The 20488-nt window shown below is 54.1% G+C and carries 19 protein-coding genes and 1 other annotated feature; of the genes, 10 read left to right on the top strand and 9 right to left on the bottom strand.

Annotated features, from left to right (window positions below; all coding sequences use genetic code 11):
- Positions 1–150: 150 nt before the first annotated feature.
- The 6 genes from trpA to trpL form a co-directional block, all read right to left on the bottom strand.
- Complete coding sequence (gene trpA / locus ACLJR2_RS08030) at positions 151–957, bottom strand: tryptophan synthase subunit alpha (protein WP_000443029.1); 807 nt, start codon at positions 955–957, stop codon at positions 151–153.
- Positions 957–2150: a tryptophan synthase subunit beta gene (gene trpB, locus ACLJR2_RS08025; protein ID WP_000209485.1), complete on the bottom strand. Its 1194-nt coding sequence runs from the start codon at positions 2148–2150 to the stop codon at positions 957–959. Before trpB ends, trpA begins: the two co-directional genes overlap by 1 nt.
- A 9-nt stretch (positions 2151–2159) precedes the next feature.
- Positions 2160–3518 (bottom strand): bifunctional indole-3-glycerol-phosphate synthase TrpC/phosphoribosylanthranilate isomerase TrpF, encoded by a 1359-nt coding sequence (gene trpCF, locus ACLJR2_RS08020; RefSeq protein ID WP_001195299.1) that lies wholly within the window; start codon positions 3516–3518, stop codon positions 2160–2162.
- Positions 3519–3521: 3 nt separating this feature from the next.
- Complete coding sequence (gene trpD / locus ACLJR2_RS08015) at positions 3522–5117, bottom strand: bifunctional anthranilate synthase glutamate amidotransferase component TrpG/anthranilate phosphoribosyltransferase TrpD (protein WP_000763489.1); 1596 nt, start codon at positions 5115–5117, stop codon at positions 3522–3524.
- Positions 5117–6679, bottom strand: a complete 1563-nt coding sequence (locus ACLJR2_RS08010) for an anthranilate synthase component 1 (RefSeq protein WP_001194389.1) — start codon at positions 6677–6679, stop codon at positions 5117–5119. Before ACLJR2_RS08010 ends, trpD begins: the two co-directional genes overlap by 1 nt.
- A 22-nt stretch (positions 6680–6701) precedes the next feature.
- Positions 6702–6797 (bottom strand) — a sequence feature (Trp leader region).
- Entirely contained in the window at positions 6774–6818 is a 45-nt protein-coding gene (gene trpL / locus ACLJR2_RS08005; protein WP_010989026.1) for a trp operon leader peptide, read from the bottom strand. It overlaps the preceding feature by 24 nt.
- 121 nt (positions 6819–6939) lie before the next feature.
- On the opposite strand from trpL, the gene rnm reads away from it, so the two are divergent.
- From rnm to rluB, 3 genes are all read left to right on the top strand, one after another.
- Entirely contained in the window at positions 6940–7821 is an 882-nt protein-coding gene (gene rnm / locus ACLJR2_RS08000) for an RNase RNM (protein WP_000500450.1), read from the top strand.
- Between the two features lie 7 nt (positions 7822–7828).
- The gene (locus ACLJR2_RS07995) at positions 7829–8449 is read left to right on the top strand and encodes an L-threonylcarbamoyladenylate synthase (RefSeq protein WP_000077250.1); all 621 of its coding nucleotides are present in this window, start codon (positions 7829–7831) and stop codon (positions 8447–8449) included.
- Positions 8450–8549: 100 nt separating this feature from the next.
- Positions 8550–9425, top strand: a complete 876-nt coding sequence (rluB, locus tag ACLJR2_RS07990; protein WP_001291233.1) for a 23S rRNA pseudouridine(2605) synthase RluB — start codon at positions 8550–8552, stop codon at positions 9423–9425.
- Between the two features lie 86 nt (positions 9426–9511).
- Here rluB and cobO read toward each other — a convergent pair whose 3' ends face one another.
- Together cobO and ACLJR2_RS07980 are read right to left on the bottom strand one after the other, a co-directional pair.
- Positions 9512–10102: a cob(I)yrinic acid a,c-diamide adenosyltransferase gene (gene cobO / locus ACLJR2_RS07985; RefSeq protein ID WP_001278856.1), complete on the bottom strand. Its 591-nt coding sequence runs from the start codon at positions 10100–10102 to the stop codon at positions 9512–9514.
- Positions 10099–10860, bottom strand: coding sequence for a YciK family oxidoreductase (locus ACLJR2_RS07980; RefSeq protein WP_000559310.1), 762 nt, complete (start codon positions 10858–10860; stop codon positions 10099–10101). The genes cobO and ACLJR2_RS07980 overlap by 4 nt, the downstream gene beginning before the upstream one ends.
- 237 nt (positions 10861–11097) lie before the next feature.
- Between ACLJR2_RS07980 and sohB the strand changes: the two genes are divergently transcribed.
- Positions 11098–12144, top strand: a complete 1047-nt coding sequence (gene sohB, locus ACLJR2_RS07975) for a protease SohB (protein ID WP_000422082.1) — start codon at positions 11098–11100, stop codon at positions 12142–12144.
- 41 nt (positions 12145–12185) lie between these two features.
- Here the strand turns inward: sohB and ACLJR2_RS07970 are convergent, their stop codons facing one another.
- On the bottom strand, positions 12186–12437 hold the full coding sequence (locus ACLJR2_RS07970) for a YciN family protein (RefSeq protein ID WP_000548616.1): 252 nt from the start codon (positions 12435–12437) through the stop codon (positions 12186–12188).
- Between the two features lie 402 nt (positions 12438–12839).
- Between ACLJR2_RS07970 and topA the strand changes: the two genes are divergently transcribed.
- The 6 genes from topA to acnA all read left to right on the top strand — a co-directional run bounded on the left by topA (position 12840) and on the right by acnA (position 20474).
- Positions 12840–15437 (top strand): type I DNA topoisomerase, encoded by a 2598-nt coding sequence (gene topA, locus ACLJR2_RS07965; protein ID WP_000513593.1) that lies wholly within the window; start codon positions 12840–12842, stop codon positions 15435–15437.
- A gap of 410 nt (positions 15438–15847) precedes the next feature.
- Positions 15848–16822 carry an HTH-type transcriptional regulator CysB gene (gene cysB, locus ACLJR2_RS07960; protein WP_000776233.1) on the top strand — a complete coding sequence of 325 codons (975 nt, stop codon included), beginning with the start codon at positions 15848–15850 and terminating at the stop codon, positions 16820–16822.
- 280 nt (positions 16823–17102) lie between these two features.
- A complete protein-coding gene (locus ACLJR2_RS07955) occupies positions 17103–17243 on the top strand; it encodes a YmiA family putative membrane protein (protein ID WP_213083417.1) in 141 nt (46 codons plus the stop codon).
- Positions 17244–17414, top strand: a complete 171-nt coding sequence (locus ACLJR2_RS07950) for a hypothetical protein (RefSeq protein WP_000029022.1) — start codon at positions 17244–17246, stop codon at positions 17412–17414.
- A gap of 109 nt (positions 17415–17523) precedes the next feature.
- Positions 17524–17616: a small membrane protein YmiC gene (ymiC, locus tag ACLJR2_RS07945; RefSeq protein ID WP_223148964.1), complete on the top strand. Its 93-nt coding sequence runs from the start codon at positions 17524–17526 to the stop codon at positions 17614–17616.
- Between the two features lie 182 nt (positions 17617–17798).
- On the top strand, positions 17799–20474 hold the full coding sequence (acnA, locus tag ACLJR2_RS07940) for an aconitate hydratase AcnA (protein ID WP_000099465.1): 2676 nt from the start codon (positions 17799–17801) through the stop codon (positions 20472–20474).
- Positions 20475–20488 lie beyond the last annotated feature (14 nt).

The following is a 20488-nucleotide window of genomic DNA, read 5'->3' as shown; positions in this document are numbered from 1 at the left end:
GAGTTTTCTTAGCAAAAATTGACTTCAGACTTTTTGAAAGCTGGACGGGGAATAACACCAAAAAGATTGATGATGTACGCCTGAATCGTGATTCTGGTTTGGCGCCAACCTCTCATTAAGCCGCCAGCGTTATGCTGACGGCTTAACCCGTTATGCGCGGCTGGCGGCTTTCATCGCTGAGACAAAGGACCTGAGCTCCGCCAACATCTGTTCGGGAGACGCGAGGTTTTTCTCGATAATCTTGACAATGGCTGAGCCGGAGATAGCGCCAGCCGCCCCGGCACGCACGGCCGCAGACACCTGTTCCGGCGAGGAGATACCGAAGCCCTGTAACGCAGGCGCGGCATGGTACTCTTTAAGCTTCTCAATGAGATGATGCAACGGCAATGCGCCACGGTTTTCCGCGCCGGTGACGCCCGAACGCGAAAGCAGGTAGGTGTAACCGCGGCCGTAAGATGCGACCTGGCGCAGAAGATCGTCATCCGCATTTGGCGGGCAGATGAAGATCGGCGCGATATTATGCCGTAACGCCGCCTGGCGGAAGGGGGCCGATTCTTCAACCGGGACATCTGCGACCAGCACGGAATCTACGCCAACCTGTTCACAACGGGCATAGAATGCATCTATGCCGTTATTGAACACCAGATTCGCGTACATTAGCAGGCCAATCGGAATGGTCGGGTGTTTTTCACGAATCAGCGCCAGCATTTCAAAACACTGAGCCGGCGTGACGCCAGCGGCGAAGGCGCGTAAGTTCGCATTCTGGATGGTAGGGCCATCGGCCAGCGGATCGGAGAAGGGAACCCCCAGTTCCAGAGCGTCGGCGCCAGCGTCAATCAGTGTGTCGATAATTTTCAGTGACTGTTCAATGCCAGGGTCGCCCAGGGTCACGAAGGGGACAAAAGCGCCTTCCCGGCGATCGTTGAGCTGTGCAAATAAATTTTCGTAGCGTTCCATCAGATTTCCCCTCGCGCTTTCAGGATATCGTGTACGGTAAAGATGTCTTTATCACCGCGGCCAGAGAGATTGACCACCAGCAGTTGTTCTTTTTCCGGCTGCTCGCGCATCATTTTCAGAGCGTGCGCCAACGCGTGGGAGGATTCCAGCGCCGGGATAATTCCCTCATGGCGGCACAACGTTTTGAAGGCTTCCAGCGCCTCATCATCGGTAATGGAGACATAATCCGCGCGTCCGATGCTGTTCAGGTACGCATGTTGCGGCCCAACGGATGGGAAATCGAGCCCGGCGGAAATGGAATAGGACTCTTCAATTTGCCCGTCCGCTGTTTGCATCATCGGCGCTTTCATCCCGAAATAGATGCCAACGCGACCATGTTTAAGCGGCGCGCCATGCTCGCCGGTTTCAATACCGTGACCGCCAGGTTCAACGCCTATTAGCCCGACGCTGGTATCATTAATAAAATCCGCAAACATCCCGATAGCGTTTGAGCCGCCGCCGACGCAAGCGATAACGGCATCTGGCAGACGGCCCTCTTTGTCGAGGATTTGCGCTTTCGTCTCTTCGCCAATCATGCGCTGGAACTCGCGAACGATGGTGGGATAGGGATGCGGTCCTGCCGCCGTGCCGAGCATATAGTGCGCGGTTTCGTAACTACCGGACCAGTCGCGCAGCGCCTCGTTACAGGCATCTTTTAGCGTAGCGGAGCCGCTATGAACCGGGATAACCTCAGCGCCCATCAGACGCATACGGAAGACGTTCGGCGACTGGCGCTCAACGTCTTTGGCGCCCATATAGATACGGCATTTCAGACCCAGCAGGGCGCTGGCGAGCGCAGAGGCGACGCCGTGCTGGCCGGCGCCGGTTTCAGCGATAATCTCGCTTTTCCCCATCCGTTTGGCCAGCAGCGCCTGACCCAGTACCTGATTGGTTTTGTGTGCGCCGCCGTGCAGTAAATCTTCGCGCTTTAAATACAACGTGGTACGCGTACCGGCGGTAATGTTCTGGCATTTCGTCAGTGCGGTGGGGCGTCCCGCGTAGTTTTTTAGCAGATCGGCGAATTGCGCCTGAAATTCAGGATCTTTTTGCGCGCTGACGAAGGCCTCTTCAAGCTGGTTCAGCGCAGGCATCAGGATCTGCGGCACATACATGCCGCCGAATTCACCAAAGTAGGGATTGAGAAGTGTTGTCATGTTTTTTCCTTAATATGCGCGCAGTGTCTGAAAAACCGAGGCCAGAAGACGAGCATCTTTGATGCCCGGCTGTGACTCCACACCTGAATTAAAATCGAGACCGGCACAGCCGACTTGCGCCGCCTGGACGCAGTTATCGGCCGCCAGCCCGCCCGCCAGTAACACATTATCCAGCGGTTGCCCCCGTAGCAGTGACCAGTCGAAGCGCTGCCCGCTGCCGCCTTGCCCATTGTCGAAAATGTATTTATCGACATGGTGATAATCGCGTGCGGGAAGGGCATCGCTAACGCTCAGCGCCTTCCAGATTTGCACATTGCGCGGCAACGCCTCACGCAGTGCGTTGACATACGCCTGGTCTTCGCTGCCATGTAGCTGTACGGCAGAAAGCGACAGGACGGCGGCTTTCTGGCAAACATCGGCGATATCAGCGTCCTGGAAAACGCCGACATACTGTAATGGTGCGCCGCTTATCACTTCTCGCGCCTGCTCAACGCTCACCGCGCGCGGAGATGAGGGCACAAAAATCAACCCGCCATATATTGCGCCAGCGTCACAGGCCGCTTTAGCGTCCTGGGCGCGGGTCAGGCCGCAGACTTTATTTTCGCCAAGCAGCACGCGACGGACGGCGGCGTTAAGATCGTCATGCGCCATTAACGCGGAGCCAATTAAAAAACCGTTGGCGAAGTGGCTCAGTTCGCGTACCTGACCATAGGTGTTAATCCCGGACTCGCTGATGACAGTCACGCCGTGGCCCAGTTTTGGCGCCAGCTGGCGGGTGCGATTCAAATCAATCGACAGATCGCGCAGATCGCGATTGTTGATACCTACCACTTTTGCGCCTAACGCTATCGCGCGCTCCCGTTCTTCGTCATTACTGACCTCCGTGAGCACGCCCATTTTCAGACTGTGCGCGACGGCGGAGAGTTGGCGATACTGTTCGTCATCCAGAACCGAGAGCATCAGTAAACAGGCATCGGCCTGATAGTAACGGGCAAGGTAGATCTGATAGGGATCGATAATAAAATCCTTACACAGAATCGGCTGCGGCGCGCTTTGGCTAACGACCGGCAGAAAATCGAAGCTCCCCTGAAAATATTTTTCGTCGGTGAGCACCGAGATCGCCGAGGCGTAATGTTGATAAATACTGGCAATACGCGCCGGATCGAAATCGTCGCGAATCACGCCTTTTGATGGCGATGCTTTCTTACACTCCAGAATAAAGGCGGTACGCGCGCCCTGGAGCGCATCATAAAAATGGCGTGTACTTGGCTGGATCTCATTTTGAAAGCTGGCCAGCGGCTGTTGCTGTTTGCGGGCTTCTACCCAAATCGCCTTGTCTGCGACGATTTTCGCTAAAACGGTTTGCATTATTTACCCTCTTGCCGCCAGTGCGGTGACTCTGTCATATGCGGTGCCGTTGCGCAGAACATCAAGCACGGTTTGCGCGTTGGCTTTGAGATCTTCCTGACCATGCAGACGCATCAGCATCGCCACGTTGGCGGCGACGGCGGCCTCATGCGCGGCATCGCCTTTACCTTGTAATAACCGCGTCAGAATGTCACGGTTTTCTTCCGGCGTGCCGCCAGCCAACTGATCCTGATGGTAAGGCGTCAGGCCAAAATCCTCCGCCGTAAGTTGATAGCTTTTAATTTCTCCGTCATGCAGCTCCGCGACAATCGTCGGCGCATGGAGCGAAACCTCATCCATGCCGCCGCTATGTACCACCGCCGCGCGCTGATAGCCCAGTACCCGTAAGGTTTCCGCAATCGGCAGCACCAGTTCCGGGCTATAGACGCCAATCAATGCCAGCGGCGGATGCGCCGGGTTGATCAGCGGGCCGAGTACGTTGAACAGGGTTCGCGTTTTTAACTGTTGGCGAACCGGCATCGCGTGACGGAATCCGGTGTGATATTTCGGCGCGAACAGGAAACAGACGCCCAGTTCATCTAACGCCTGACGTGATTTATCGGCGTTCATATCCAGATTAATACCGAACGCCGCCAGCAGATCGGATGACCCCGATTTGCTGGACACGCTACGGTTGCCGTGTTTCGCCACTTTCAGTCCACAGGCCGCTGCGACAAAGGCGCTGGCGGTAGAGATATTGATGCTGTTACTGCCATCGCCGCCGGTACCAACGATATCCGCAAACAGATAGTCCGGGCGCGGGAACGGGGCGGCATTTTCCAGCAACGCAGTGGCGGCGCCGGCAATTTCATTGGGATGCTCGCCGCGAATTTTCATGCTCACCAGCGCGGCGGCGAGCTGTTCAGGCTTAAGTTCGCCGCGGACGACCGCCGAAAACAACTGATGGCTCTCTTGTTGCGTCAGTGTTTGCGCCTGATAGAGTTTCTCCAGAATCGGCTGTAGGGTGTTGGTCGGTTCCAGCTTTTGCTGCGCCCAGGCTAATGTTTGCTCCAGCAGACGCGCGCCCTGTGTCGTCAGGATGGACTCAGGATGAAATTGAAAACCGCAAACGCGATCCGCATCATGACGTACCGCCATCACCATGCCGTTGAAATGGGCGTTAATGGTTAGCCCGGCAGGAACATTACTGCCGACCAGCGAATGATAACGCGCGACCGGTAGCGGATTCGCCAGCCCGGCGAACATCGCCTGACCGTCATGCTCAATGCTGGAGGCTTTGCCATGCAGGATTTCTCCCGCCTGACCGACATAACCGCCGTAAGCTTCGACAATCGCCTGATGCCCCAGACAAATGCCGATGATCGGTAACTTGCCGCGTAGTCGGGTCAGCAGCTCCGGCATACAGCCTGCCTCGCTGGGAACGCCCGGACCGGGGGAGAGCATTAGCACCGGATTTTTCATTGTCGCCAGGCGATCGATAAGCGTCTGCGCCGGAATATGGTTACGGTAAATCACCACGTTATGACCGTTGGTCCGTAGCTGATCTGCCAGGTTCCAGGTAAACGAGTCGATGTTATCGAGCAGCAGAATATCAGCCATCAGAAGGTCTCCTGTGCATGATGCGCGGTGGCGATAGCACGCAATACGGCGCGCGCTTTATTACGGGTTTCATCGGCTTCAGACTGCGGAACCGAGTCCAGTACAATTCCGGCGCCCGCCTGTACGGTGGCGATACCGTTTTCCACCAGCGCGGAGCGGATAACAATACAGGTGTCCAGATCGCCGTGGGCGGTGAAGTAACCGACCGCGCCGCCATAGCTGCCGCGGCGCTGTCCTTCCGCATCGGCAATCAACTGCATGGCGCGTACTTTCGGCGCGCCGCTCAGGGTGCCCATGTTCATGCAGGCGCGATAGGCGTGCAGCGCGTCGAGATCGTGACGCAGTTCGCCCACCACCCGGGAAACCAAATGCATCACGTACGAATAGCGGTCAACTTTTGTCAGATCGGCAACGTAGCGACTGCCCGGCGTACAGATGCGCGCCAGGTCATTGCGCGCCAGATCGACCAGCATCAGATGTTCGGAAAGCTCTTTATGGTCGGTACGCATGTCCAGCTCAATACGGCTGTCGAGATCTCTGTCCAGCGTACCATCGGCGCGGCGACCGCGTGGACGGGTACCCGCGATGGGGTAAATCTCAATCTGACGACTGGCGGCGTCATATTTCAGCGAGCTTTCCGGCGACGCGCCGAAAAGCGTGAAATCATTATCCTGCATAAAGAACATATACGGGCTGGGGTTGCTCTTTTTCAGCACGTAGTAGGCAGCCAACGGCGACGGGCAGGGCAGTGAAAAGCGGCGCGACGGCACCACCTGAAATATCTCCCCCGCGCGGATGGCTTTTTGCAACTGGCGTACCACCGCGCCGAACGCGTCATCGCTCTGATTGCATTCGCAGCGCATGTCCGGCACCGGCGTGACCGGCAACGGCGGCGCAGGCTGGGTTAACTGTTGGCTAAGGTAAGCCAGGCGGGCGTTCAGGCGCTGTTTTTCCCGGTCGCTTGCGGTGAACAGACTGGCCTGAATACGAGTGCTTTTTTTCTGATGATCTATCACCATCAGCGTTTCCGCTAAATAAAAGCAGTAGTCCGGGCAGTTATTGCCAGCCTCAAGGTGTGGCAGCGCTTCAAAGCCAGCGACCAGGTCGTAGGCAAACAGACCGCCGAAAAACATAGCCTCCCGCTCTTGCGTCGGTATGTTCACCACTCCCTGTAACAGACGGAACGCATTAAATACCGACAGAGAGCATAAACGGGCGTCTTCATCTAATAATGGGCTGACGGGCGGAAAGCGTAGAATGCGACCGACAGGCAGGACTTCGTTCTCCACGCCAGCGGGGAGGGCGGTATCCAGTAGCGGTAATAACGAGGCGCCATTATCAGATAACGCCTGAATAGTGACAGTGTCACCTAGAGCGGTAATGCGCAGCGCGCTATCTACCAGCAGCAGGCTTTTTAAATCGTCTTTACTGTCGATATCCGCGGATTCCAGCAGCAGCGTTGCCGGGCGATCGCCGCAGACCTGATGAAAAAGCGCCGTTGGGTTTTCCCGGTAGGCGGCATCGCAGGTCAACAGTTCGAGCGTGGGTTTTGGTGTTTGCATGGTTATTCTCATTATTTTGTTCAAAAAAAAGCCCGCTTAACAGGCGGGCCGGGTATCGTTTGGCTGATTACAGCTGTTCATACACCGCCCGCTATCAGGAAGTGCGCCACCAACCGTGTAATGCAAATGTCGCTGCCATTTTAGATACCCTCTTCATGTGAACTTTCGTACTAGTTAACTAGTTCGATGGAATAATGTCAACACCTATTTCAGTATATTTGCCGGAACCGTTATGATGTACATGACATACCTTTATCTCTATGGGAGCCGCCTTGAGCGACACGAATTACGCAGTGATTTACGATCTGCACAGTCATACCACGGCGTCCGATGGACTGTTGACGCCAGAAACATTAGTACACCGTGCGGTAGAGATGCGAGTCGGCACGCTGGCGATTACCGATCATGACACCACAGCCGCGATTCCTGCGGCAAGAGAAGAAATTTCACGTTCCGGGCTGGCCCTGAATCTTATTCCCGGCGTGGAGATTTCAACGGTCTGGGAGAATCATGAGATTCACATTGTGGGTCTGAATATTGATATTGCGCACCCGGCAATGCGCGATTTTCTGGCGCAGCAGACACAGCGGCGTCAGGCGCGTGGTCGGCTCATTGCGGAGCGTCTGGAAAAAGCCCATATTCCCGGCGCGTGGGAAGGGGCATTGAGACTGGCCAATGGCGGCGCGGTGACGCGCGGCCACTTCGCCCGCTTTCTGGTGGAGTGCGGCAAAGCCGCAACCATGGCGGATGTTTTTAAAAAATATCTCGCGCGTGGGAAAACCGGTTACGTTCCGCCGCAGTGGTGTACAATAGAACAAGCTATTGATGTCATTCATCATTCTGGCGGTAAGGCGGTGTTGGCCCATCCGGGACGCTACGACCTTAGCGCTAAGTGGCTGAAAAGATTAGTGGCATATTTTGCCGACCATCATGGCGACGCGATGGAAGTGGCGCAGTGCCAACAATCGCCCAATGAACGCACCCAACTGGCGACGCTTGCGCGTCAGCATCATTTATGGGCATCGCTTGGATCTGATTTCCATCAGCCCTGCCCGTGGATTGAGTTGGGGCGTAAACTCTGGCTGCCCGCTGGCGTTGAAGGCGTATGGCAGACATGGGAACAGCCGCAAATATCACAGTGAGGGAAGTATGAGCCAGTTTTTTTATATCCATCCGGATAACCCACAGCAACGGCTGATTAATCAGGCCGTCGACATTGTGCGTAAAGGCGGTGTTATTGTTTATCCAACCGATTCCGGCTATGCCCTAGGTTGTAAAATTGAAGACAAAGGCGCAATGGAGCGCATTTGCCGCATCCGTCATCTGCCGGACGGCCACAACTTCACGCTGATGTGCCGCGATTTGTCCGAGTTGTCGACCTACTCCTACGTCGACAACGTGGCATTTCGTCTGATGAAAAACAATACGCCGGGTAATTACACCTTTATCCTGAAGGGGACAAAAGAGGTGCCGCGCCGTCTGTTGCAGGAAAAGCGTAAAACTATCGGCCTGCGCGTACCGTCAAACCCGATTGCGCTGGCGTTATTGGATACGCTGGGCGAACCAATGCTCTCGACGTCGTTGATGCTGCCTGGCAGCGATTTTACCGAGTCGGACCCGGAGGAGATTAAAGATCGGCTGGAGAAGCAGGTGGATCTGATCATCCACGGCGGTTACCTCGGTCAACAGCCTACCACGGTAATCGATTTGACCAATGACTCCCCGGTGGTGCTGCGCGAAGGCGTCGGCGACGTTACACCTTTCTTATAAGGGCGTAAGCCTGTATACTACGCGGCCTTAAAATGGCGCGGCAACGCGCCGTTCATTCTCCTGTTCGACGCCTGTGAAGGCGACACCTGAAGGAAGCTCTATGAGCGAAAAGTTACAAAAAGTGCTGGCGCGCGCTGGCCACGGCTCTCGCCGTGAAATCGAATCCATTATTGAAGCGGGACGTGTCAGCGTTGACGGTAAAATCGCCACGCTTGGCGATCGTGTTGAAGTCACTCCCGGTTTGAAAATCCGTATTGACGGTCACCTGATTTCGGTGAAAGAGTCGGCGGAACAAATTTGCCGCGTTCTGGCCTATTACAAACCAGAAGGTGAACTGTGTACCCGCAATGACCCTGAAGGGCGGCCAACCGTTTTTGATCGCTTACCGAAACTGCGCGGCGCGCGGTGGATTGCGGTAGGACGTCTGGATGTCAACACCTGCGGGCTATTGTTGTTTACCACCGACGGTGAACTGGCGAACCGCCTGATGCATCCTAGTCGTGAAGTTGAACGTGAATATGCCGTGCGCGTGTTCGGTCAGGTGGATGAATCGAAACTGCGTGATTTAAGCCGTGGCGTACAGTTGGAAGATGGTCCGGCGGCATTTAAGACCATTAAATTCAGCGGCGGCGAAGGCATTAACCAGTGGTATAACGTGACGCTGACGGAAGGGCGTAACCGCGAAGTTCGCCGACTGTGGGAAGCGGTAGGCGTTCAGGTCAGCCGTCTGATCCGCGTTCGTTACGGCGATATCCCGCTGCCGAAAGGCCTGCCGCGCGGCGGCTGGACTGAGCTCGACCTCGCGCAAACGAACTATCTGCGTGGTCTGGTAGAGCTCCCGCCGGAAACCTCGTCGAAGGTTGCCGTCGAAAAAGACCGTCGTCGTATGAAAGCGAACCAGATCCGTCGGGCGGTAAAACGCCACAGCCAGATAGCTGGCGGACGCCGCTCCGGTGGGCGTAATAACAACGGGTAATCTCTACCGCGGTCTATAGGCCGAGAATCATCAGACAAGAGGGTTTGTGCCGGATGGCGGCGCAAACGCCTTAATCCGGCCTACGGTTAATAATCAATTCCCATCTGGGCTTTTACGCCCGCGTCGAAAGCATGTTTAACCGGACGCAGTTCGCTGACGGTATCCGCAAGATCAAGAATATCCCGGTGACAGCCGCGACCTGTAATAATCACCGTCTGGTGACCAGGGCGCGCGTTTAGCGCGCTTATGACCTCTTCCAGCGGCAAATAGTCATACGCCACCATATAGGTCAGCTCATCCAGGACCACCATATCAAGCAGCGGATCGGCCAGCATCCGTTTCCCATGCTGCCAAACGGCCATACATGCTGCGGTGTCTGCCTCGCGATTTTGCGTCTCCCAGGTAAATCCCGTTGCCATCACCTGAAATTCGACGCCATGCGGTTCCAGCAGATTACGCTCGCCGTTGGGCCAGGTGCCCTTAATAAATTGCACCACGCCTACGTTTTTACCGTGTCCTACGGCGCGGGCGGCAGTCCCGAAAGCCGCCGTGGTTTTGCCCTTACCATTGCCAGTAAACACGATAATAATACCGCGCTCTTCCTGTGCCTGGGCGACACGGGCGTCAACCCGATCTTTTACCTTCTGCTGGCGCTGCTGATAACGTTCATCACTCATTGGGCGATTCCTGGTTTACGGCCCGGTTGGGCGTCAAAGGTCATACCGGTTTTACGGCGACTGTCGTCGCCCATAAGCCACAGGTAAAGCGGCATAATATCGGCAGGCGTTTTTAATTTCTGTGGATCTTCCGTCGGAAAGGCGCTGGCGCGCATACTGGTGCGCGTGCCGCCCGGGTTAATGCAGTTAACACGCAGAGAACGGTTCTGGTATTCGTCCGCCAGCACCTGCATCATTCCTTCAGTAGCAAACTTCGAGGTGGCATAGGCGCCCCAGTTGGCGCGTCCCTGACGGCCAACGCTTGATGACGTAAAGACCAGCGAGCCGGCATCGGACTTCAGCAATAACGGTAACAGCGCCTGGGTGAGCATAAAGGTGGCATTAACGTTTACCTGCATGACATCCTGCCAGATCTGCGGATCTTGTTCGCTCATTGGACCGATTTCCCCCAGTAACCCGGCATTGTGCAGGACGCCATCCAGGCGGGGATAGTGCGCGGCGATGCGGTCGGCCACTTGCCGGCACTCTTCAGCGGTGCAGGTCAGTAGATCAAGCGTAAACCACTGTGGTTGAACATGTTGCTCGTCAGCAATGTGCTGCGCGACCCGACGCAGTTTCTCTTCGTTACGTCCCAGCAGAATCACCGTTGCGCCGTAACGCGCATACGTGAGCGCGGCTTCCCGCCCAATGCCATCGCTGGCGCCAGTGACCAGAATAATGCGGTTTTGCAATAGATCTTGTTTCGGTTGGTAATGCATGGCTACTCCTCAACGGTGTGGTGCACCGTCCTGCCAGGTTGTCTTATCTTCGCGTTAACTTTTCGGGTTTATGCCTGAAAGCGCCTTTTTTTTCAATCAGACAGGGGCGATAACGCCGTAAAATGAACGTCTTGTCATACTTTTTCTTCCTCAACAGGCATACGGATGAAGAGAGACTGACTTCGATGCCTGTTGTACACTGAGCGCAAGTCGCGTTATTTAATCAAGGTGGGAGTCGTGGAATTGTTGTCTGAATATGGCTTATTTTTGGCAAAAATCGTCACCGTTGTGGTGGCCATTGCCGTCATTGTGCTGCTGATCGTGAATGCTACGCAACGCAAACGTCAGCGCGGCGAGCTGCGCGTGACCAATTTGAGCGAGCAGTATCAGGAGATGAAGGATGACCTTGCTGCGGCGTTGATGGATGGCCATCAGCAAAAACTGTGGCATAAAGCGCAGAAAAAAAAGCATAAGCAGGAGGCGAAAGCCGCCAAAGCGAAAGCGAAGCTGGGGGACATTGCGACATCGGACAAACCGCGCGTATGGGTGATAGATTTCAAAGGCAGTATGGATGCTCACGAAGTTAATGCGTTACGCGAAGAGGTCACGGCGGTGCTGGCAGTGGCGAAACCCGGCGATCGGGCGGTTGTGCGTCTGGAAAGCCCCGGTGGCGTTGTGCATGGCTATGGCCTGGCGGCATCGCAATTGCAGCGCCTGCGCGATAAAAATATTCCGCTGACCGTGACGGTGGATAAAGTCGCGGCAAGCGGAGGCTACATGATGGCCTGCGTGGCGGAAAAAATTATCGCGGCGCCGTTCGCTATTGTGGGGTCAATTGGTGTTGTCGCGCAAATCCCGAACTTTAACCGCTTTCTCAAAAGTAAAGACATTGATATTGAACTGCATACCGCAGGGCAGTACAAACGTACCCTGACATTGTTAGGCGAGAATACGGAAGAAGGGCGGCAGAAGTTTCGTGAAGATCTCAACGAAACGCACCATCTGTTCAAAGAGTTTGTGCAGCGGATGCGTCCGGCTCTGGACATTGAACAGGTGGCCACGGGCGAACACTGGTACGGTCAGCAGGCGCTGGAGAAAGGACTGGTTGATGAGATTAACACCAGCGATGAGGTTATCCTCGGCCTGATGGAAGGGCGCGAGGTGCTGAATGTGCGCTATATGCAGCGTAAAAAACTGATCGATCGTGTTACCGGCAGCGCGGCGGAAAGCGCGGATCGGCTGCTGCTGCGCTGGTGGCAGCGTGGACAAAAGCCGTTGATGTAAACCGCTATTGCCGGATGGCATTCAGCGCCATCCGGCATGGATTAATCAACCAGGTGATACTTCTCAGACAGCACATGCGCCAGGTGTTTAAACATGTTAAACACCGCGGTGCTTTTAGGGGTCGGTAACCCTTGCTCGTCTAAAAAGTAATCGCCGCTGAAAACCAGCACGCCATTTCTCTGCGTTACGCCGGTGGCGACAATACCTGCCATCGTGTCTTCGTGTTCCCGAATAATTTTGTTGGCTTCAAGCAACAGTGTTTCGCGATCGATAGGTTGCGTCTCTTTATGCATTTTTTACTCCTTAAACAAGGAGATTAGTCTACGCTGAGCACTTCTGATGGGCAAATATTCTCACAGGAAATTGATGGATTTGTCATGTTGCGTTCACTGGCAAGATTTGTTTTTGCATGCTAATAAAGTTGCGTATCGAATTTTATCAGGTACAGTGTGACGCTTTCGTCAATCTGGCAACAGAATTGCTTGACATTCGACCAAAATTCCGTCGTGCTATAGCGCGTGTGTGCAAAAAAGCCTGTTAACTCAGTCACCTGAGGGTTACATTTCGTACACAAAGCCAGTACAAGGGGTTGATATCCGCAGACGCAGAGACCATATATCGTTGTCTCGTCGCCAGTGGAAGGTGAATCAACGTGCGACGCATTCCTGGAAGAATCAACTTAGGTAAAGGTGAATATGGGTAAAGCTCTTGTCATCGTTGAGTCCCCGGCAAAAGCCAAAACGATCAACAAGTATCTGGGTAATGACTACGTGGTGAAATCCAGCGTGGGTCATATCCGTGATTTGCCGACCAGTGGCTCAGCAGCTAAAAAGAGCGCCGACTCTACCTCCACCAAAACGGCTAAAAAGCCCAAAAAGGATGAACGTGGCGCTCTCGTCAACCGTATGGGGGTTGATCCGTGGCACAACTGGGATGCGCACTATGAAGTGCTGCCCGGTAAAGAGAAGGTCGTCTCTGAACTGAAACAGTTGGCGGAAAAAGCCGACCACATCTATCTCGCAACCGACCTTGACCGCGAAGGGGAAGCCATTGCATGGCACCTGCGGGAAGTGATCGGCGGCGATGACGCGCGCTACAGTCGCGTAGTCTTTAACGAAATAACCAAAAATGCCATTCGCCAGGCGTTTGAACAGCCGGGCGAGCTGAATATTAACAGGGTCAACGCCCAGCAAGCGCGCCGCTTTATGGACCGCGTGGTAGGCTATATGGTCTCGCCGCTGCTGTGGAAAAAGATCGCCCGTGGTTTGTCGGCAGGTCGCGTTCAGTCTGTCGCGGTCCGTCTGGTCGTTGAGCGCGAGCGCGAGATTAAAGCGTTTGTTCCGGAAGAGTTCTGGGAAATTGACGCTAATACGACGACGCCGTCTGGCGAGGCGCTACCGCTACAGGTCACGCATCAGAACGACAAGCCATTCCGGCCGGTAAATCGCGAGCAGACGCTTGCCGCCGTCAGCTTGTTGGAAAAAGCGCGCTATAGCGTACTGGAGCGTGAAGACAAACCGACCAGCAGCAAACCTGGCGCGCCGTTTATCACCTCCACGCTACAACAGGCGGCCAGCACCCGGCTGGGCTTTGGCGTGAAGAAAACCATGATGATGGCGCAGCGTCTGTATGAGGCGGGCTACATCACCTATATGCGTACAGACTCCACCAACCTGAGTCAGGATGCGGTCAACATGGTGCGCGGTTATATTGGCGATAATTTCGGCAAGAAATACCTGCCGGATAACCCGAACCAGTACGCCAGCAAAGAAAACTCTCAGGAAGCGCACGAAGCGATCCGTCCTTCCGACGTTGCTGTCATGGCGGAGTCGCTGAAAGACATGGAGGCTGACGCGCAGAAGTTGTATCAGCTAATTTGGCGTCAGTTTGTCGCCTGTCAGATGACGCCAGCACAATATGACTCCACTACGCTTACCGTTGGCGCAGGCGAATTCCGTCTGAAAGCGCGTGGGCGTATTTTGCGCTTTGACGGCTGGACAAAAGTGATGCCGGCGCTGCGTAAAGGCGATGAAGATCGCACATTGCCTGCCGTGAATAAGGGCGATGCGCTGACGCTACTTGAATTGACGCCTGCTCAGCACTTTACTAAACCGCCAGCCCGGTTTAGCGAGGCTTCTCTGGTTAAAGAGCTTGAGAAGCGCGGTATTGGTCGTCCGTCTACCTATGCGTCGATTATCTCGACCATTCAGGATCGCGGCTATGTTCGCGTTGAAAACCGTCGCTTCTATGCGGAAAAAATGGGTGAAATCGTCACCGACCGGCTGGAAGAAAACTTCCGCGAATTGATGAACTACGATTTTACCGCGCAGATGGAAGATAGTCTGGATCAGGTTGCGAATCACCAGGCCGAGTGGAAAGCGGTGCTGGATAACTTCTTCAGCGATTTTACTCAGCAGCTCGATAAAGCCGAGAAAGATCCGGAAGAAGGGGGGATGCGTCCTAACCAGATGGTGCTGACCAGCATCGACTGTCCAACCTGTGGCCGTAAAATGGGAATTCGTACTGCCAGTACGGGGGTTTTCCTTGGATGTTCAGGTTATGCGCTTTCGCCGAAAGAGCGTTGTAAAACGACCATTAACCTGGTGCCGGAAAATGAAGTTCTGAACGTGCTGGAAGGCGATGACGCCGAAACCAACGCCCTGCGCGCCAAGCGTCGCTGTCAGAAGTGCGGTACGGCGATGGACAGCTATCTGATCGATCCGAAGCGTAAATTGCATGTGTGTGGTAATAACCCGACCTGTGACGGCTACGAGATTGAAGAAGGCGAGTTCCGCATCAAAGGGTATGACGGCCCGATCGTTGAGTGTGAGAAATGTGGTTCCGAAATGCACCTTAAAATGGGGCGTTTTGGTAAGTACATGGCCTGTACTAACGACGAATGTAAAAATACCCGTAAGATCTTGCGTAACGGCGAAGTTGCGCCGCCGAAGGAAGATCCTGTTCCATTACCGGAACTGCCGTGTGAAAAATCGGACGCGTACTTTGTGCTACGCGACGGCGCCGCAGGGATATTCCTGGCGGCCAATACGTTCCCGAAATCACGCGAAACGCGCGCGCCATTAGTCGAGGAGCTTTACCGGTTCCGCGATCGCCTGCCGGAAAAACTGCGTTATCTGGCGGATGCGCCGCAGCAGGACCCGGAAGGTAATAAAACCGTTGTTCGCTTTAGCCGCAAAACAAAACAGCAGTACGTTGCGGCGGAAAAAGACGGGAAGGCGACGGGATGGTCAGCGTTCTTCGTCGACGGCAAGTGGGTTGAAGGCAAGAAATAACCCCGGCCTGTCGCCACTGTAGTCAAGCGGGCCGCGTAAGCGGCCCTTTTTTATATCCCCTTCATATTTCAAGTGGCTTATGTGTTGGCTACGGATTACTCGGCCCATCTATGGGCCTCGCCCTGACGGGCCGTCGCACGCGACGTTCAAATCTGCTCCCGGCTGATTTGTCGCTCACCCCAGTCCCCTGGTTATCTATGCTCCAGGGAACTCACTCGCTTGTTGCCTTTAATCACTCGAATTATTTTGGGTATCGCGGGCTTATTATTTTATCGCGCTGGCTATACAGTTCAGATATAAATGATATAGTGGTTATAGTTAACATCTTTTTTATTATTAAATCGTATTAGCAGCCCAATGATGTCTGCAGATAAACGATGGCCTGATGGCGCTAATCTGGATGATGTATTATGAAATTGCAGCAGCTTCGTTACATTGTTGAAGTGGTTAATCATAACCTTAACGTCTCCTCTACCGCTGAGGGGTTGTATACTTCCCAGCCGGGGATCAGCAAGCAGGTTAGGATGCTGGAAGATGAGCTTGGCATCCAGATTTTCGCCCGCAGCGGTAAGCATCTGACTCAGGTGACGCCCGCAGGACAGGAAATTATTCGTATTGCGCGTGAGGTGCTTTCCAAAGTCGATGCCATTAAGTCGGTCGCCGGCGAGCATACCTGGCCGGATAAAGGCTCGCTCTATATTGCCACTACCCATACTCAGGCGCGTTACGCATTGCCAGGCGTGATTAAAGGCTTCATCGAGCGTTACCCGCGCGTTTCGCTGCATATGCACCAGGGGTCGCCAACGCAGATTGCGGAAGCGGTATCGAAAGGGAACGCCGATTTCGCGATTGCCACGGAAGCGCTGCATTTATATGACGATCTGGTGATGTTGCCATGCTATCACTGGAACCGTTCGATAGTGGTGACGCCGGATCATCCATTGGCGGCAACGTCTTCCGTAACGATCGAAGCGCTGGCGCAGTATCCGCTGGTGACGTATACCTTCGGCTTTACCGGGCGTTCCGAACTGGATACCGCTTTTAATCGCGCAGGATTAACGCCGCGGATCGTCTTTACTGCAACCGATGCGGATGTGATTAAAACGTATGTCAGGTTGGGACTAGGCGTTGGCGTCATTGCCAGCATGGCGGTCGATCCGCTTGCCGATCCTGATTTAGTGCGGATTGACGCGCACGATATTTTTAGCCACAGCACCACAAAAATTGGTTTTCGCCGTAGTACTTTTTTACGCAGCTATATGTATGATTTTATCCAGCGTTTTGCGCCACATCTGACGCGTGATGTGGTGGATACGGCGGTGGCGTTGCGTTCTAATGAAGAAATTGAAGCGATGTTTCAGGATATAAAGCTGCCTGAAAAGTAATATCACCGTCGATTTGTGTCGTAGTGGCATGGCAGACAAAGCCGCCTTTTGCAATATCCCTCGAAGTATTACGGGTAATGATCAGCAAAATAGTGTTGAATTACCCGTCCCGCCAGTTTCTTTTTCCAAATAGTTATCTTGAGTCAAAAGATTGATTTATTCACTGGCAACGATTCGTAAATTGACTGGATTTTTGACTAAAGTTTATTTAGGATTTGTCTCATCTGATGATTAATTGTACCGATTGTTTGGTGCTGAAATGATAAGTGATACCGATAGCATGAGGTTAGTAATGCCTTCTGAAAACCAGGAACCGCGCCGCGACCCTGAGCTCAAACGTAAAGCATGGCTGGCGGTTTTTGTGGGTTCTGCGTTGTTCTGGGTAGTGGTAGCGCTTGTTATCTGGCATTGGTGGGGCTAAGTGAGCATTACGTCGGAACGCGAGCGCGTGATCGCGCCCCCGATTCAATCTTGTGACGATGATAACACCCCGGATACGACCGTTTTCAGGTCTGTTCCGCAACACTGGACGCTCACACCGCAGCAGCGGGCATTTATTGATGCTTTTGCTGACGAGGTGTCACAAAAATAATATTCGTCTTTTTATTGGCGTTACTGTTTTATTAACGCTGTCTTATTACACCGCAGCAACCGTGTGCTGAGCGCTTCTCAGTATTGATTAAACACAGTTGGTGTCGCCTATGTTAACGTCAAATATAAAGTATTGGTCATGGACTGGCGCGTTTATATTATCGCTACTGTTCTGGGCCGAGTTAATCTGGATTGCCGTCTAATCTCGTCAAAGCCCGATAATGCGTTATTTATCGGGCTTTTTCATCTTCGCTCCTCGCCTGTTAGGTTTCTCCTCTTTTAGCAATTTGGGTTGTTATCAAAACGTTACATTTTGTTTGTGTTATCTTTAATACAACCCTGTGGAGAATCAGGGTAACGCAACCCTGTCATTTAAGGAGGAGCTATGTCGTCAACCCTACGAGAAGCCAGTAAGGATACATTGCAGGCCAAAGATAAAACGTATCATTACTACAGTCTGCCGCTGGCTGCCAAATCCCTGGGCGATATCGCCCGTTTGCCCAAATCACTTAAAGTGTTACTGGAAAACCTGTTGCGCTGGCAGGACGGCGAATCTGTGACTGATGAAGATATTCAGGCGCTGGCCGGTTGGCTTAAAAATGCCCATGCCGATCGTGAAATTGCCTGGCGGCCCGCCCGTGTCCTGATGCAGGACTTTACCGGCGTGCCTGCCGTTGTCGACCTGGCGGCGATGCGTGAAGCCGTTAAACGCCTCGGCGGCGATACGTCGAAAGTGAACCCGTTATCGCCGGTTGATCTGGTTATTGACCACTCTGTGACGGTCGATCATTTCGGCGATGATGATGCGTTTGAAGAAAACGTGCGGCTGGAAATGGAACGTAACCATGAGCGTTATATGTTCCTGAAATGGGGAAAGCAGGCATTCAGCCGTTTCAGCGTGGTGCCGCCCGGCACCGGCATTTGCCATCAGGTTAACCTGGAATACCTGGGTAAAGCCGTCTGGAGCGAATTACAGGACGGGGAGTGGATTGCTTACCCGGACTCGCTGGTGGGGACTGACTCCCATACGACCATGATTAATGGTCTGGGCGTATTGGGGTGGGGCGTGGGTGGTATTGAAGCCGAAGCGGCAATGCTTGGTCAGCCCGTGTCGATGCTTATCCCGGATGTCGTCGGCTTTAAGTTAACCGGTAAACTTCGGGAGGGAATCACCGCTACTGACCTGGTGCTAACCGTCACGCAAATGCTGCGTAAGCATGGCGTCGTGGGTAAATTTGTTGAATTTTATGGTGATGGTCTGGATTCGCTGCCGTTGGCGGATCGCGCGACCATCGCTAATATGTCGCCGGAATATGGCGCAACCTGTGGTTTCTTCCCTATTGACGCCATCACCCTGGAATATATGCGATTAAGCGGACGTAGCGACGATCTGGTCGAGCTGGTTGAAGCCTACGCGAAGGCGCAGGGAATGTGGCGTAATCCCGGAGACGAACCGGTATTTACCAGTACGCTGGAACTGGATATGGGCGATGTCGAGGCCAGCCTGGCCGGGCCGAAACGCCCGCAGGATCGCGTGGCGTTAGGCGATGTGCCGAAAGCCTTTGCCGCCAGCGCCGAGCTGGAGCTGAATACCGCGCAAAGAGATCGCCAGCCGGTTGACTATACGATGAACGGACAGCCATATCAGCTTCCGGATGGCGCTGTCGTCATTGCCGCCATCACCTCCTGCACGAATACCTCGAATCCCAGCGTGCTGATGGCGGCGGGATTACTGGCGAAAAAAGCAGTAACGCTGGGGTTGAAGCGTCAACCGTGGGTCAAGGCTTCTCTGGCACCGGGGTCAAAAGTGGTATCTGACTATCTGGCGCAGGCCAAACTTACGCCTTATCTGGATGAACTCGGTTTTAACCTGGTCGGTTATGGCTGTACGACCTGTATCGGGAACTCCGGTCCGTTGCCGGAGCCTATTGAGACCGCGATTAAAAAAGGCGATCTGACGGTAGGGGCCGTGCTTTCCGGTAACCGAAATTTTGAAGGGCGTATCCATCCGCTGGTGAAAACGAACTGGCTGGCGTCGCCGCCGCTGGTGGTCGCGTATGCGCTGGCCGGAAACATGAATATTAACCTCGCGACAGACCCGCTGGGGTACGATCGTAAAGACGATCCGGTATACCTGAAGGATATCTGGCCTTCAGCGCAGGAAATTGCCCGCGCCGTTGAACTGGTATCATCGGATATGTTCCGTAAAGAGTATGCGGAAGTGTTTGAGGGTACGGAAGAATGGAAATCGATTCAGGTTGAATCGTCCGATACCTACGGCTGGCAGTCGGATTCAACCTATATTCGCCTGTCGCCTTTCTTTGATGAAATGCAGGCCCAGCCTGCGCCAGTCAAAGATATCCACGGCGCGCGTATCCTGGCGATGCTGGGGGATTCGGTAACGACCGACCATATTTCTCCGGCCGGCAGTATCAAGCCGGACAGTCCCGCCGGACGTTATCTGCAAAACCACGGCGTTGAGCGGAAGGATTTTAACTCCTATGGATCACGGCGCGGCAACCATGAAGTGATGATGCGCGGTACGTTCGCCAATATTCGTATTCGCAACGAAATGCTGCCCGGCGTCGAAGGTGGGATGACGCGGCATTTGCCGGGTACGGAAGCGATGTCGATTTATGATGCCGCGATGCTTTACCAGCAGGAAAAAACGCCGCTGGCGGTGATTGCCGGGAAAGAGTATGGGTCGGGATCGAGCCGTGACTGGGCGGCAAAAGGTCCGCGGCTGTTAGGTATTCGCGTGGTGATCGCCGAGTCGTTCGAACGTATCCACCGCTCAAACCTGATTGGGATGGGGATCCTGCCGCTGGAGTTTCCACAGGGCGTAACGCGTAAAACGCTGGGACTGACCGGGGAAGAGGTGATTGATATCGCGGATCTGCAAAATCTGCGCCCTGGCGCGACCATTCCGGTTATGTTAACGAGAGCGGACGGCAGCAAAGAAACGGTGCCTTGCCGCTGTCGCATTGATACCGCCACCGAGCTGACTTACTACCAGAATGACGGCATATTGCACTATGTCATTAGAAATATGCTGAACTAAAGCCGTTTATCGGG

It is taken from the genome of Salmonella sp. SAL03688, from assembly GCF_046551895.1.
GTDB lineage: Bacteria > Pseudomonadota > Gammaproteobacteria > Enterobacterales > Enterobacteriaceae > Salmonella > Salmonella enterica.
The sequence above is the reverse complement of the archived record's forward strand: the minus strand, read 5'-3'. Positions and strand labels throughout refer to the sequence as shown.